Genomic DNA, 15,211 nt, shown 5'->3' with positions numbered 1-15,211 from the left:
CATGCAACGCCTATTCCTGAGCCTGTTGATCTGCCTGGGCTTCGCGCTCCCGGCCACTGCCCATGCCTGGTGGCAGGACGATTGGCACTACCGCAAACAGATTTCGGTGGACACCACCGCCCAAGGCGCCGCGATCAATCAGGCCCTGGGCCGCACCGCGTTGCTGGTGCGCCTGCACACCGGCAACTTCACCTTTGACGGGGTCAAGGACGACGGCGCCGACCTGCGCTTTGTGAGTGCCGATGACAAGACCGTGTTCAATCACCAGATCGAAAGCTTCGACCCGTTGATGGGCATGGCGTTGATCTGGGTCGATGTGCCCAAGGTCGAAGGCGGCCAGCGCCAGGACATCTGGATGTACTACGGCAACCAGAAGGCCCCGGCCACCGCCAATGGCCAACTGACCTTCGACCCCAACTACACCGCGCTCTATCACTTCGATGGTGCCAACGCGACGCCACCACGGGACACCACGGCCTACGCCAACACGGCTCTGAACGCCACCGGCGCGAGCATCGACGGTGTGATCGGCCGCGCCTTGCAGTTCGCCGGCCAGCCGCTGCTGTTGCCCGCCAGCCCGTCGCTGCAACACGCCGCCGGCGCAGCCTTCACCTTCAGCGCCTGGCTGCGCCTGGACCAGGCCAGCGGCGAGCAAATCGTGCTGGCCCGGCGTGACGGCCCCCACAGCCTGTTGCTGGGCCTGAACCAGGGCTCGCCGTTTGTGGAGATCGACGGCCAGCGCGTCGTGTCGACCCACCCCCTTAACCCTGGCCAATGGCAGCACCTGGCGTTCAGCGCCGAGGGTGACAAGGTCACGCTGTACGTGAATGGCCGTGAAACCGCCAACCTCGCCGTGGCCATGCCCGCGTTCAATACGCAGTTGGCGGTCGGCGCCGACCTGCCGGAAGCCGGCAGCACGCACCTGCCGTTCGCCGGGGCCATGGATGAGCTGCGCCTGTCCAAGGTGGCACGTCCCGCTGCGCTGTTGCTGGCCGACGCGAGTGCCCAGGGCGCCGAGTCGAAACTGGTGGCCTACGGCGTGGATGAAGAACAGTCCGGTTTCGGTTTCGGCAGCCTGGGCTTTTTGCTCAACGCTGTGCCGGTGGACGCCTGGGTGATCATCCTGGTGCTGGTGGCGATGATGTTCCAGTCGTGGGTGATCATGTTGCGCAAGAACCGCCAGGTCAGCCGCCTTAGCAGTGCCAACGAAGTGTTCCGCGAGCACTTCGCCCAGATCGGCACGCGCCTGGAGATGTATGCCGACGACGCACAACTGGCTGAGCGCCTGACCCATTCGTCGCTGTGGCGCCTGTACCTGGTGGCGGTCAAGGAGATCCGTACCCGGCGTGCCCAGGGCGCCGACACGTCGTCGGTGTCGGCGGCCACCATTGAAGCGATCCGCTGCTCCATGGACGGTGTACGTACCCGTGAGAACCAGGCCCTGAGTTCCAAATTGTCGACCCTGTCCAACGCCATCGCCGGCGGCCCGTACATCGGCCTGCTCGGTACGGTGTTGGGGATCATGGTGGTGTTCCTCGGCACGGCCATGGCCGGCGACGTGAACATCAACGCCATCGCCCCAGGCATGGCGGCGGCCTTGCTGGCCACGGCCATGGGCCTGTTCGTGGCGATCCCGGCGCTGTTTGGCTACAACCGCCTGATCACACGTAACAAGGAAGTCAGCGCCGACATGCGGGTGTTCGTCGACGAGTTCATCACCCGCCTGGCGGAGATGCACGGCGAGAGCCAGCACAGTGAAGCCGCGCACCGTCGCGACCATCACGCATCGGTTCCGGCCTGAGGAGAATTGCCATGGCTTCCGTAAATGCCTCCCACGATGATGACGATGATGCCGCCGTCGACAGCATCAACATCACGCCCCTGGTGGACGTGCTGATGGTGGTGCTGGTGATGTTTATCCTCACCGCCACCGCCCAGGTTTCGGGGATCCAGATTCACCTGCCCAAGGCCAGCGCCTCGGTGTCGCTGTCGGAGGCCAAGACCAAGGCCATCTCTGTGAACGACGGCGGCCAGGTGTTCCTCGACGCGTACCCGGTGACCCTCGGCGAGCTGGAAGAACGCCTGCGCATCGAGAAAGCGCTGAACCCGGACTTCCCGGTGATCGTGCGCGGTGACGCCATGGTGCAGTACCAGAAGGTCATCGAGGTGCTCGACCTGCTGCGCCGGCTGGAGCTGTCCCAGGTCGGGCTGGTCACCGGCAAACCGAGCCAGGGCTGAGTCATGACCGCACAGATCCCGATCACGCCGTTGCCGGTGAAGAACAAACCGCCGTTGCGCCCGTTGAAGTGGGGCGCCGGCCTGTTGCTGGGCGCCGTGGCGGCCTGGTTTCTCTGGCAGTGGGCCAATGACATGAGTGGCGTACGCCGTGAAGCGCCGAAGGTGCCGACGATTATCCCGTTGCCGCCACCGCCGCCGCCGCCTCCGGAAAAACCCAAGGAGCCCGAGCCCCAGGTTGAAGAGAAAGTCCCGGAGCCGGTGCCCAGCCCCGAGCCCGAAGAGGTCAAGCCGGCCGAGGAAGCACCGCCTTCACCGAATGAAGACCTGGCCAACCCGATGCAGATCGACGGCGATGCGCAGTCCGGTAATGACGGCTTCAACATCGGCGCCGGCAAGGGCGGCGGCATGGCCGGCAGTGGCGGCGGCGGGCTGGGAACCGGCACGTACAAGCAGTACCTGGCCGGTACGTATCAGCGCCTGATGCGCGAAGACCCGGAGCTGCGCAAGAAGGCGTTCTCGATACAGATAGACCTGTGGTTGGGCGCCGATGGCCAGGTCACCAAGGCCGTGGTGGCCAAGTCCAGCGGGGACGCCGACACCGATGCGCAGATGCTCGCGTTGATCCGTGCGCCGCGTGCCACACAGAAGCCCCCGGCGTCGCTGACGCTGCCCATGCGTCTGTCCCTCAAGGGCCGGCGTCCGGATTGATTGCACGAAACCTCTTATCTACGGTTTTTTACAGGAGTTGCGTACACATGATTTCCCCCGTGAATCGACTGACCCTGGCGGTTGGCATGGTCATCGCGACCCTGGTCGGGCAAGCAGCGGCAGCCCCGGTTGCGCCTTCGGAAAACGTCACCATCAACCTGATTCGCCTGCTGGTGCAGCAAGGTGTGCTGACCCAGGACACCGCCAATGGGCTGATCGCCCAGGCCGAAAAAGAAGCCCAGCAGGCCCGCCAGGCCAACGCTGCGCCGGTGGTTGCCAGTGGCCCGGCGACCGCGCCCGGCGATGTGCGCGTGCAGTACGTGCCGCAGGCGGTGCGCGACCAGATCCGTGACCAGGTCAAGGCCGAAGTCATGTCCACCGCCAAGAAGGAAAACTGGGCGCAGCCCAATACCTTCCCCGACTGGATCTCGCGCATCAGCTTTGATGGCGATATTCGTCTGCGCGACGAGTCGCGCTATTTCTCGGGCAACAACAGCAACAACATCACCGACTTCGCCAAGCTCAATGACACGGGCCCGTACGACGTCAACAAAAACTCTAACACCAAGTTCCCACCGCTGATCAACACCCGCGAGGACCGCGAAAACCTGTTCCGCCTGCGGGCACGCCTGGGCATGAAAGCGGTGATCTCGCCGGAATGGACCGCCGGCATTCGTATCGCCACCGGCTCCGACAATAACCCGGTGTCCACCACCCAGACCCTGGGCGGCGGCTTTGGCAAAAAGGACATCTGGCTCGACCAGGGTTACCTGAGCTGGAAAACCACCGACTACATGACGTTGACCGCCGGGCGCATCGGCAACCCGTTCTACTCCACCGACATGATGTATTCCAACGACCTCAACTTCGACGGCGTGGCGGCGATCTTCAACCACAGCCTCAACAGCGAGTGGGGCCTGTTCGGTACCCTCGGCGCCTTCCCGGTCGAATACACCTCCGACACCGCCAGCAGCAATGGCATCGACAAGGAAGACAGCGACACCAAATGGCTGTTTGGCGGGCAGATTGGCGCTGACTGGAAGATCAACCGCAGCAACCGCCTCAAACTCGCGGCCGCTTACTACCAGTTCCAGGACATCGAAGGCGAGCGCTCCAGTCCTTGCTCCACCTGGCAGGGCGCGGCCGGTTGCGACACCGACGGCACACGTGTGGCCTTCATGCAAAAAGGCAACACCGTGTTCAACCTGCGCAACAACACCACCAACCCGGCTGATCCTGTCCGCACGCCCGACCCGCAATACGTAGGCCTGGCGTCCAAGTTCGATGTGCTGGACCTCAACCTGGTCTGGGACAGCGAACTGCCGAGCGACTTCAAGCTGCGCAGCCAGGCCAACTTCATCCACAACCTGGCCTACGACAAGGGCGAGATGCTCAAGCGCAGCGAAGGCGAGATCGTCAACAACCTCAACAGCAATGGCCAGTTTGAAAGTGGCGGCAATGCGCTGATGGTCTCGTTCACCCTCGGCAGCGCCCTGGAAATGCGCAAGCGCGGCGACTGGAACGTGTTGGCCGGCTACAAGTACATCCAGCCGGATGCCTTGCCCGACGGCTTCAACGACTCGTCGTTCCACCTGGGCGGCACCAACGCCAAGGGTTATTTCATTGGCGGCAACTACGGTATCGACAAGAACATCTACGCCAGTGCGCGTTGGTTGAGCGCGTCCGAAGTGTATGGCCAGCCGTTCGAAGTCGATGTGATGCAACTGGAACTCAACACGCGCTTTTGATGCGCAGGGAGATGCCACATGAACACGCGAATCTGCGCGCTGTTACTGCTGCTGGTCACCACCGGGGCTTCGGCCGAAGGCATGGAGGAACGCCTGCGGACGCAATTGCGCAGCACCACCCAGCAATTGCAGGCGCTGCAAAGCGAACAGGCCCAGGCCAGTGCGGCACGACTGGCCGCCGAAAGCCAGGCCAAGCAGGCTCAGGCGCAAATCAAGCAACTGACGGCCGAGCTGGAAAAGGCCCGTGGCGCGGCCGAGCAACTGGCCGGCCAGCAACAAAGCCTGCACAGCCAGGCGCAAGCCCAGGTGGCGGCGAGCAACGAGCAGATCGGCAAGTTCAAGAAGGCCTATGACGAACTGCTGGTGCTGGCCAAGGGCAAGGAAGCCGAGCGCGCGCGTTTGCAGGCGTCCTTAAGCGAACGTGACACACAAGTGCAGCAATGTTCAGTCAAGAATCAACAGATGTACGGCGTGGCCCAGCAACTGCTCGCGGCCTACGAAAAAATCGATGTGGCCGAGGTGATGAGTATTCGCCAGCCCTTCGCCAGCAGCGCACGGGTGAAGTTCGAGGAACTGGCCCAGGGTTTTGGCGACGATCTGTACAAGAGCCGTTTTGATGCGCCCCAGGCAGCTGCCAATCACTGATAGACAAGGAAGAGATCACCATGAGCGAATTGATCACCAGCGTCACCGTCCAGAGCCTCACCGAACTGTTGCAGGACGCCGGCTACCGGGTTAACCAGAGCGAACAGAACGGCATCGTGCAATTGCTCAGCGCCAGCCAGGGCATCGGCTTTGCCGTGCGCTTTGGTAACCCGGCGGCGGAGCAGGGCAGCTATGTGGATTTCACCTACAGCTGCGCGCTGCGGGTACAGGGCGAGTTGCCCGAAGGCCTGGCCCCGGTATGGAACGCCTCGCGGCGCTTTGCGCGGTTGTCGGTGCAGGGTGAGTTCCTGCTGATGGAAATGGACGTGGTGGTGGCTGGCGTTGGCGCCACGCACCTGCGCAGCCAGCTGGAATTGTGGGACCGCCTGTTGCAGGAATTTATCGTCTACCTGCGTGAGTACAGCCAGCAGGCGGCGCAGTTGCAGGCCGCAGCGGTGGGCGAAGAGGCACCGGTCCTGTGAAAAAGCCAACCCTGATGGTCGGCGCGGGTGCGCTGGCCTTGCTGGTGGTGGCGGTGGGCTTGAGCCTGCGACCGGGCAGTGACCCGGTGGCGGCGCAGCAGCCGGCGCCGGTGATCAATCCGGCAGCGAGTGGGCCGGCGGTGGCGCGCCTGGGCAACCAGCAGATCGACCTGCCGGAGCTGAAAAGCGTGCTGGCCAGCCTGCCGGCCGAATCCCGCGAGCAACTGCGCGGCAACCGTGGCGCCCTGGAAACCTGGATTCGCTCGCGCCTGGCGCAAAAGGCCGTGCTCGAACAGGCCGATGCCCAGGGTTGGCGCCAGCGCCCGGAGGTGGAGCAGCAGACCCGCGCCGCCACCGAGCAGATTGTGTTTCGCGACTACATGCTGTCGGTCAGCCAGGTACCGGCGGACTACCCCAGCGCCGCCGAACTGCAGCAGGCCTACGACAGTGGCAAGGCGCAGTGGGTGACGCCGCCGTTGTACCGGGTGAGCCAGATTTTCCTCGCGGTGAATGACCCGCAAAACCTCGACGCCGTACGGCGTCAGGCCCAGGAACTGAGCCGCAAGGCCCAGGCCGCGCCGGCTGATTTTGCCGCCCTGGCCACGCAGTTTTCCCAGGATCCCGACAGCGCCGCGCGCGGTGGTGACTCGGGAATGCAGCCGTTGCAGCAACTGGTGCCGGAAGTGCGGGGCGCGGTGGCGCGGCTCAAGGTCGGTGCGGTCTCGGACGTGGTGCAAAGTCCGGCCGGGTTCCATGTACTCAAGCTCATCGGTCAGCAGCCGGCGCGCACGGCCACCCTGGACGAACTGCGTGAACGCCTGACCCAGGCCCTGCGTGCCCAGCGCCAGGAGCAGATCGCCAAGGCCTACTTGGAAGGCATGCTCAACACCGCGACCTTGAGTATCGACGGCGCCGAGTTGAACAAAGTGCTGGAGTAACACGCCTCAACCCGCATTGGATGCACAGACCAACCAGACAGGGAGTCTCCCATGGCATTTCTAGAACCGTCTGCCCCACAGGGGCCCACTGCCTACCGCGCACCTTCCGAGCCGCGCAGTGCCTGGCTGGCCCTGGCCGGCGAGATCGATCCGGAGGTGGCGCGCTACTTTCTGGTGAGTGCGCGCTGCGGCTGTTTCATGCAGGCCGCGCGCAGTCTGAATATCAAGGCGACCCTGTTGCGCAAGCGCCTGGCACAGCTGGAAGAACACCTGCGCCATTCGCTGTTCGTTTACCAGGGCAATGGCTTGGTGCTCAGCCGTGATGGCCAGCAATTGCAGGCTCAACTCATCGCCCTGGCCCATGAACGGCGCCTGCCAGTGCTGGAGCAGCCGCTGATTCGCCTGGCGGTGGCCGAACCGATCCTGCACGACATCCTCGGCCGCGATCTGATCGCCTTGCTGCGCCGCAATGCCAGCGTGCGCCTGGAGATCATCTCCCTCGACAGCCACTTGTCACTGCAAGCGGTGGACGTGGATGTGGTGCTGTGGCTGGCGGACACCGATGGCCCGCAGCCGGGCCCGAGCTTTGTCACCGAACCGCCGCGGGCGCTGGCGCGCTTGCAGTACCTGCCGCATATCGCCAAGCGCTATTCACGGCTGATCACGCGCCCGGACAGCGTGGAAGACCTGGCCGACTACATGCTGGTGCAATGGCAGCCGGACGCCCAGGTCGACGCGCTGCAGCCGTGGAACCAGGTGGTGCAACAGCGCCTGGCGGCGGTGGTGCAGGTACATGCCTATTCGCTGATGCTGGAGATGATCCGCTGCGGCGCCTGCATCGGTTTGCTGCCGCACTACATGAGCAGCTTCGACCGGGGACTGGTGGCGTTGCCGGGGTTGTTGGCCGAGCGCATGCAGCGCCAGGTGTGGCTGGCGGTGAATGCCCAGGTGCGCCACCCCGAAGCGGTACAGATGATCGTCGAGCTGATCGTGGGTACGTTCGAGGGGCGGCGGGAGTGGTTTGATTAATTGAGTCGGCTGTCGCCACCGTTCAGGCGGCGACAGCCGTACGCACCCATCACTCCGGCGTATAGGTTATCCACTCGTTTACCTGTGGGTCCACTTCGCTTCGGGCATCGCGTAGCAGCCAGTACCTGCCATCTGTGACTTCAAACAAAGGGACGTTGCCCATGGGGGCCTCAACCTTCAGGCCAGTGGCATTGGCCAGCTTCTGGGGGAAGTCTGTCTGGGCAGCTTTATCGACGAGCAATCGAAGTGTGGTGGGGTTTGTTTTCGTGCGCGCCGGTGCGATCAGTGCGGCAAGGTTCTCGGCGGTCTGAGGGGTTGCTTCATCCAAGGACCCTTCAAATGTTTCTGCGCTGACGTCGTTCCCCACGATATTCAATCGGTTATCAGGATTTGTGCCGGCCCCATCAATGAAAAATTCAAATTGTTTATTTTCAGAAGGGGTCAGCAAAATGCTGTTGGCCTTCTGATCGGGCGGTGACAGTTTTTTGAAGTCCTCATATTCATCGAAGTTATGTATCGTCGCGGATTGTCGCGAGGGTATAAAGTTAGGATCGCTGGGGGACAGTTTGGCTTTTGGCGGTCCGAAACGAGAGGGTTTGTAATTTGCCTGGATGGTACTTATTACAGGTGCCTCACGGGTTCCAATATTTACCCGAACTGATTTGCCGTGGGGCTTGTATGCGATGGCGCTAATGTGGTCTTGAATATATTTTTGTTGCATATTGACGCCGGCGAGTATGTCGACCTCTTCTTTGGATAAGAAGGGCATTTCTTCTTGGTAAAAAGCTACAAGTTCTGCGAATACATGTTGTGGGTAAGCATCCGCCGAGAAACCAGAAACGACTTTCCCTTCAAAACCTTTGAACGGTATACCTGTGATTTCATGCAGTTGGGCTGTAAAGGAATTTTGCCCTCCTTCTGCGGAGTGGCACATGAGGGTGCGCCCTACTTTATAGTCTTTAATGTCGATACCTCGGCCCAAGAGCTCATAATACGTGTCGCTGGCTGATAGTGTTCTTCCTCCCTCGCCCACTAACCTTGTGGGTTCGCCTGGTTCTGGTTCATACCCATGACCGATAATGTTGATCCGTTTTTCGCCGTTGTAAATATCTTCAAAAGTTTGAACTCCGCCATCAATGGCCGTGACGTTTTCCATACGGCCTCCCAACTCCACGGCAGGGTTCGTTATTGGCGGTTGCGCAACACTTCCGGGCAACAGCATGCCGGCGGTATTACTTGAGTTTGAATGTGCCGCAGATGCTGAGCCTGGAGAGCGTGTACGTAAGTGAAGTACCAGCATTGCGAGGTTGGTCAACAGATCGGTAACAGCGGCTTCCTTGTGGCCGTCCTTTTCATCGGCCAAGGTTTTGATATCGCCAAGGATCCCCTGAGTCTGCAGCGCCAGGCCGAGGACGGCTGCGGGTCCGCGAAGGGCGGGCAATGCCGCGTTGAGCAGGAGAAATCCACCTTCTTTCAGTGTCGCCCAGCGACTTTCCGAATTTGACACCGTTTGCCGTTCGGCCAACGTTGTCATGGCCTTGGCATTAGCCTCGTACAGGTGGTTCATCAACTGACCGGATTGCAGTTTTTCCTGTAGGTCGTCAATTGCAGCACCTGTGGTGGCGAGCGTCGGTGCATCGGGGGTACGCAATGCAGTGAAGTCATCAGAAATGACTCGGTTGGCGTGCAGGTGCGGCTCGCTGAACCCGCCATGGTCATACACTGTGCGAGTAGGTTCATCCGCAAGCCAGGCGAGAATATCGCTTTGCAATTTTCCGGGCTTCTGGATGGCTTCCAGCAATGCCTGGCGCGAAGGAAACTGCAATAACGGCGTATCGGCCATCAGTGGGCGATAGAGAATATGCGGGCCTTGGGTGCTGTCCTTGGGTTCGATCAGGAACATGTTTTCGACAATGTCAGGCGTCACGCCGGGCTCGCGCACGAACGCCAAGGGACGTACCGTGATCTCTTTACCGCCGACTGATTTACTCCCAGGTGTAGGGTCAACAACCGCCTGGAGGTAGCGAAAACCCATGGCATTATCGAAGCCGGACTCGCCTTTGGCAGTCAGTTCCAGAGCCTTCATCTTGAGTTCAATGGGGACTTGCTGCGCAAAACGGCGTTGACGCTCGGTTTTGGTTGCCGGGGTGTCGAGCAACTCCCGTTTAAGTAACTCAGGATAGTTTTTGCCGACATCGAGGCGTTGAATAAGCGCTTTTAGGGCACCCTCTGTGTTCAGAGCAGGTATCAGCTCTCCGGTAGATTTGTGTCGTACCTCTATGCTGCCGCCCGGCAACCCTGCAAGGTTCTGAATGAACGCGTCAGTGAGCGACATCTTCGTGGTTTTGATCGCCCCGAACCCGTTGGCCTGGGCGCCATACGGTGTGTGGAAGGTCACTTCCACATCATTGCTGTCATACGGGACGGGGGGCGGTGAAAGGGTTTTTAATTGCTCCTGGATATACGTGCGGATGTCCGGGATGTCGCTGTTATAAGTGTGTTCTTTGTTGCGATGCATGTAGCCCGCCAGTTCCATGGTGAGCTCATGCAGGATGAAGCGATTGGCGTCGGAGGTGTTTTCCATCCAGTCGGACATTTTATTCTGGGGTGCGCTGGAGGTCTGCGAATCGAGCAGTGTGGGTTCGGTGGTGACTGCATTCGCGGCTTTTGTGTTTATAACAATACTTGCCTGGATGTAGAACGCATCCGCGCTCAATGGGGTCAGGTCGGTGCTGAACGTTGCGGTCGGTTTTTGTGTTTTCAGGTTTTGGTCCCAGGCCTGTTTGGCGGCAGCCAGCGAGGCATAGGGTGTCACCTTGCCACTCGGCTCGCACACCAGTACGACTGTACTTCCTGGGGATTTACGTTCTATGACAAGGTTGGGGGTCAGGTATTGCTGGGTGTCGGGGCGGTTACTGTCGGTGCTGGAGAAAGCGAACACCGTCACTTCGGAGCCATCTGCCAATTTGGGGCGTGTCGAGCCGTGAGGGTACCGCGCCGCCATGTCGAGGGCTTCGCGTTGCAATTCATTCAGCCCAGGATGTTTCAGGCTGGCCAGGCGCAGGTTGCTGCGCATCAGGTCACTGAGCATCAACCGGCGGTCGCCGGCGAAAATGGGCGTGACACTATTGGATGTGTCGGCGCCAAAACCAGGGACCGGTTCGTTGAACGGTGGCTTGCCCCAATAATCAAGCTTGGCTGTTTGCAGCGCTTGGTTCAATTGGCCGGGCAACTGGCTGATAGCCTGTTGGAGAGCCAGTTTATTGATGTCCAGCGCGGTGCCCGCAGGATTGCCGGTACGCGCCAGCGTGTCCGCACGAGTGTCGACAAACTTGCCGTCACTGCTGAACACGGGAGCGTCAGCGCCGGCGATGTGGCTAATCGCCAGTTCCATCAGGGGGATTTCCAGGAATTGACCCGCGTTTGCCGGGTCGGGGACGGCGAAGGCCAATTGCTGGACATCCACATTCAGCGAGGGGGATGTCTTACTGATGGCGTCTTTGAGCAATCCGGCTATTACTGTCTGCATGTTCGGCTCCCCTCCAAACAAGCGCTGGCCGATGATGTTCACTGGCCCGCCGGAGGACGGCGCAGACGATGCGGCTGGCGTGTTAATAGCCTTATCGATCAGGGTGCGCCTGAACGGCGGCGTGGGCGTCGGGACGCTTGGGGATGGCAGCCCTTCGATGTGCGCCAGGCGCTGTTTGGCGGCCTGTTGGCGTTCGCGCACCGCAAGGGAGGGGATGTCGTTGGGAGGATTGTTTTTGAGCAGGGCGGGGAAACCGTCGCGAATCAGTCCAGTGTTTTGTTCGAGCCACTGCGCAGAGCCGTAATGCTCGCGCACGCCGTAAAAATCCAGGATGCCCGTCATGGGGTACCTGTCCTCAACGTAGTTGTAGTTCGGCAAGCTCATCGGATCTCTACCTGCTATCGCGCGGGCCGCTTTCACAATGTCAGGTCGAAGGGCAGCCCACTGTGTATGTTCAGCGGGGAATGTGAGCCATTTGAGGCTGCCGTCTGAGTCCGACCCCAAGCCCAACAGCGTCCCATTCACATGGATCTGTACAGTGCTGGGATCTATATTGTGTGCCTGCATGAATCTTTTAAACGCGTCGCTGGAGAGGGCCTCGTTGTAGACTTGCACGGCCTGCGCATAGGAAGAGTCTTCAGGAATACCGGTGGTGCTCCCATTGGCACTGGTGCCGGGGTATGTGGCTTTGTAGGTCACCCAGCGGCTGACTTGGCGAGCAACTTCCCGGTCGGCTTCCTCGACACGTTCCGAAGGGGTCGGCGTGCGGTTTGCGTCTGCTACACCAAGGGTGTGGCTATAGGTGGCCGTGGCGATGGCGTTCTCTACTTCGGCTTGTGCCGCCCTGACGCGGGTGACTTGCGGCGTAAGTGGACCGTTGAAGGGCCTCAGGGACGCGAATTGACCGTGCTTCTGTAAGTCGCGGATTGAACTGAGCAGTCCGTTTTGATGGTTCACGGGCTCTTCGCTATAGAAGTTACCCACCACGTCAATGGGAGCGCTGCGTTCGCCGGTGTAGGGGAACGATTCCACTCGACCGGCAGCCACCTCTTTTGCGGCGGCGGCGACAGCGGCGCTGGCTTCTTTCCAGCCCGGCGTATTGCGCGAGAAGAGTTGAGTCTTGCCATTGATGCTGCATTCCATCGCATCCGCGTGGGGGAACCACCTCAGGCTGGAAATATCGATGTTGTTGTCTCTGGCATAACGTGCAAACGGATCTTGTTTGAGCGCCAGTGTGAAGAGTGCCCAAGCCTGGCCGAAGGTGGAGAACGCTGGAATGTCTGTGACCGTGGGGGGCTGGTCAGGGTTTTTTATCACTGAGGATTTCTGACTTTCCAGCGCCATCAAGGCAGCGCAATACTGGCTTGCCATCTGCGTGTCGCTTTTCGCCACCAATTGTTTGCTGTGTTCCTGGATGCGTTGAAAACGGGCATTCGTAGGGGAGGGCTGGGATGGGTTCACAGGCCACTGTGTGACGGTTTGAGTCAGTGAGCGTTTGGCTCTCGGATGTTCTGACACTTCATTTTCTTGACCGGCCTCCTGCGGTTGTACGGCAAGTATCTGGGGCGGGATTTTCATAATGTATTCTCGTAAGAGTCAGGGAAAAGGCGACACCGTGATCGCGCTTTGATGTGTGGGCCGTGTGGCTTGTAGGGAGTGGTATGTTTAAACTCGACGGTTCCGCAGGTGTGTATCAGGTGTATACAGAGCGCTTTCCCGATGCAGAGTGAGCAGTGATGCAGGCCACCCGTTTGACCCTCATTTGCCATGCCGCGACGGCTGCTCAAAAGTTCGCGCGCTTTCCCGATAACGAGTCCGTGGCGATGGATTGGCAAGCCGCAGCGCTGTCCCTGGCCGAGCGCTATACGAAAATCCAGCGTCTGGTGTGCGCGCCCGAGGCACGTGCCCGGCAGACGGCGGGGTTGTTCGGCAGTGACGCGTTGATTGAGGACGCCCTGCGCGATGGCAACTTTGGCGATTGGAAGGGCCAGGCCATCAGCCAGTTGGACGGCGATGCGTTGATGGACTGGATGACCCACAGCGCCAGTGCGCCCCATGGTGGCGAGTCGGTTGATCAGATTTGCGCACGGGTCGCCGTGTGGATGAAAACCCTTGAGACCCAACCTGGGCACATCGTGGCCATCACCCACCCCTTTGTGATCCGCGCCGCGATGCTCTACGTGATGCAGTTCCCGGTGTCGATGTTCTATCGAATCGACATCGAGCCCTTGTCCGCTACCGAGCTGCGCTTTAATACGGTGTGGCGCCTGCGCCTGGAAACTCACGCCTGAGTGCGTGAACATGGCAAAATCCACGCCCCGCACTGAGAGCAACCCATGAAACGCATCCTGATCATCGGCATTGGCGCCGGCAACCCTGACTACATCACGATGCAGGCCGTGAAGGCGCTGAACCGCACCGACGTGTTTTTCCTGATGGACAAGGGCCAGAGCAAGGACAAGCTGATCGACCTGCGGCGTGAGATCTGCGAGACCTATATCACCGAGCCGGGCTACCGCTTTGTCGAGGCCGATTGCCCCGAGCGGGTGCGCGGCGATGTCGACTACACCACCGCCGTGCGGGACCTCAACCGCGACAAGCAGGCCACCTTTGAGCGCATGATCAACGAGGAAATGGCCGACGGTGAAGTGGGCGCTTTCCTGGCCTGGGGTGACCCTGCGCTGTACGACAGCACCATCCGCATCCTGCAGGCGATCCTGGCCAGTGGCCGCTGCACTTTTGAGTTTGAAGTGATTCCCGGCATCACCAGCGTGCAAGCCCTGGCGGCCCAGCATAAGGTGGCATTGAACCGCATCGGCAAGTCCATCGAGATCACCACCGGGCGTCGCCTGGCGGCGGGGCAGGCGAGTGATGCCGATACCCTGGTGGTGATGCTGGACGCTGAAGATTCCTACCGCACCGTGGCTGATCAGGACCTGGATATTTACTGGGGGGCCTACTTGGGCACGCCGGTTGAAATCCTGATCAGCGGCAAGGTCGCTGAGGTGGCGGAACAGATCGAACGGGTGCGCAAGGCCGCGCGCCTGGAAAATGGCTGGATCATGGATACCTATTTATTGCGCAAACCCTGAGGTCACTTCCCATGCTCAAACTGTTTGCCCTAGCGCTGACCCTGGCGGCCGGCACCGCCCAGGCCGATGCCACCTTGCACACGGACTTGCCGCTGGCCTACCTGGAACAGACCCAGAGCGACGCGCGCAACGAGCCGCTGGTGATTTTCCTGCACGGGTTTGGCAGTAATGAGGAAGACCTGTTCGGCATCAAGGACGCGCTGCCGTCCACGTGGACCTACTTGTCGGCCCGCGCGCCGACACCGGTGCAGCCGAGTGGCTTTCGCTGGTTTACCAAGACCCCGGGTGACGGCGATTACGATGGTGTGACCGCCGATTTGCAGAGCAGCGCCAAGCTGATCAAGGACTTTGTCGGCAAAGCCACCGCCAAGTATCACACCCAGCCTGACCGGGTGTTTCTGGTGGGGTTCAGCCAGGGCGCGATCATGTCGTATGAAGTGGCTTTACGTGACCCGCAGTTGGTGCGCGGGATTGCAGCGTTGAGTGGCAGCGTGCTGCCGGTGCTCAAGGCTGAGCTCAAGCCGGATGAACGCTTGAACAAACTGGCGATCTTTATCGGCCACGGGACCCTGGACCAGGCACTGCCGTATGCGTCGGCGACGCGGGCGAATGAGGTGTTGGTGGGACTTGGATTGAAGCCGGAGTTTCATGGCTATCCGGGGATGAACCACACCGTCAGTGAGGCGGAAGTGCAGGACTTGAAAGCGTGGCTGGAAACGAATTTGAAATGAGCGCGCTGAATGAAGGTGGGAGGGGGCTTGCGCTAATGCCAGTCAGTTAAGCGTACATCGCCTCCTGTAGG

General features: G+C 60.7%; 12 protein-coding genes. 11 read left to right on the top strand and 1 reads right to left on the bottom strand.

Annotated features, from left to right (window positions below):
- Position 1: 1 nt before the first annotated feature.
- Genes J1G35_RS27240 through J1G35_RS27205 form a run of 8 tightly spaced genes read left to right on the top strand, consistent with a single transcriptional unit; the run spans position 2 to position 7,788 of the window.
- Positions 2-1,801: a MotA/TolQ/ExbB proton channel family protein gene (locus tag J1G35_RS27240; protein WP_223016534.1), complete on the top strand. Its 1,800-nt coding sequence runs from the start codon at positions 2-4 to the stop codon at positions 1,799-1,801.
- An 11-nt stretch (positions 1,802-1,812) separates the two neighbouring features.
- On the top strand, positions 1,813-2,238 hold the full coding sequence (locus J1G35_RS27235) for a biopolymer transporter ExbD (protein WP_010211136.1): 426 nt from the start codon (positions 1,813-1,815) through the stop codon (positions 2,236-2,238).
- Between the two features lie 3 nt (positions 2,239-2,241).
- Positions 2,242-2,946, top strand: a complete 705-nt coding sequence (locus J1G35_RS27230; RefSeq protein WP_223016533.1) for an energy transducer TonB — start codon at positions 2,242-2,244, stop codon at positions 2,944-2,946.
- A gap of 47 nt (positions 2,947-2,993) precedes the next feature.
- On the top strand, positions 2,994-4,694 hold the full coding sequence (locus tag J1G35_RS27225) for a putative porin (protein WP_053140758.1): 1,701 nt from the start codon (positions 2,994-2,996) through the stop codon (positions 4,692-4,694).
- A gap of 18 nt (positions 4,695-4,712) precedes the next feature.
- Positions 4,713-5,339 carry a DNA repair protein gene (locus J1G35_RS27220; protein WP_223016532.1) on the top strand — a complete coding sequence of 209 codons (627 nt, stop codon included), beginning with the start codon at positions 4,713-4,715 and terminating at the stop codon, positions 5,337-5,339.
- 20 nt (positions 5,340-5,359) lie between these two features.
- The gene (locus J1G35_RS27215; RefSeq protein WP_090405711.1) at positions 5,360-5,821 is read left to right on the top strand and encodes a YbjN domain-containing protein; all 462 of its coding nucleotides are present in this window, start codon (positions 5,360-5,362) and stop codon (positions 5,819-5,821) included.
- Positions 5,818-6,759, top strand: coding sequence for a peptidylprolyl isomerase (locus J1G35_RS27210; protein WP_053140749.1), 942 nt, complete (start codon positions 5,818-5,820; stop codon positions 6,757-6,759). The genes J1G35_RS27215 and J1G35_RS27210 overlap by 4 nt, the downstream gene beginning before the upstream one ends.
- 51 nt (positions 6,760-6,810) lie before the next feature.
- Entirely contained in the window at positions 6,811-7,788 is a 978-nt protein-coding gene (locus tag J1G35_RS27205) for a LysR family transcriptional regulator (RefSeq protein ID WP_053140746.1), read from the top strand.
- 49 nt (positions 7,789-7,837) lie between these two features.
- Here J1G35_RS27205 and J1G35_RS27200 read toward each other — a convergent pair whose 3' ends face one another.
- Positions 7,838-12,895, bottom strand: coding sequence for a DUF6543 domain-containing protein (locus tag J1G35_RS27200; RefSeq protein ID WP_223016531.1), 5,058 nt, complete (start codon positions 12,893-12,895; stop codon positions 7,838-7,840).
- Positions 12,896-13,053: 158 nt separating this feature from the next.
- Here J1G35_RS27200 and J1G35_RS27195 point away from each other — a divergent pair, with 158 nt between their 5' ends.
- The 3 genes from J1G35_RS27195 to J1G35_RS27185 are packed head-to-tail and all read left to right on the top strand — an operon-like array spanning position 13,054 to position 15,140.
- Positions 13,054-13,608 carry a histidine phosphatase family protein gene (locus J1G35_RS27195; RefSeq protein WP_223016530.1) on the top strand — a complete coding sequence of 185 codons (555 nt, stop codon included), beginning with the start codon at positions 13,054-13,056 and terminating at the stop codon, positions 13,606-13,608.
- Positions 13,609-13,653: 45 nt separating this feature from the next.
- Complete coding sequence (gene cobF, locus J1G35_RS27190; protein WP_223016529.1) at positions 13,654-14,409, top strand: precorrin-6A synthase (deacetylating); 756 nt, start codon at positions 13,654-13,656, stop codon at positions 14,407-14,409.
- A gap of 11 nt (positions 14,410-14,420) precedes the next feature.
- Positions 14,421-15,140, top strand: a complete 720-nt coding sequence (locus tag J1G35_RS27185) for an alpha/beta fold hydrolase (RefSeq protein ID WP_053140735.1) — start codon at positions 14,421-14,423, stop codon at positions 15,138-15,140.
- The last annotated feature ends 71 nt before the right edge of the window (positions 15,141-15,211 follow it).

Source organism: Pseudomonas sp. SH10-3B (assembly GCF_019891415.1).
Classification (GTDB): Bacteria; Pseudomonadota; Gammaproteobacteria; order Pseudomonadales; family Pseudomonadaceae; genus Aquipseudomonas.
This window is presented reverse-complemented; position numbering and strand designations above follow the sequence as displayed.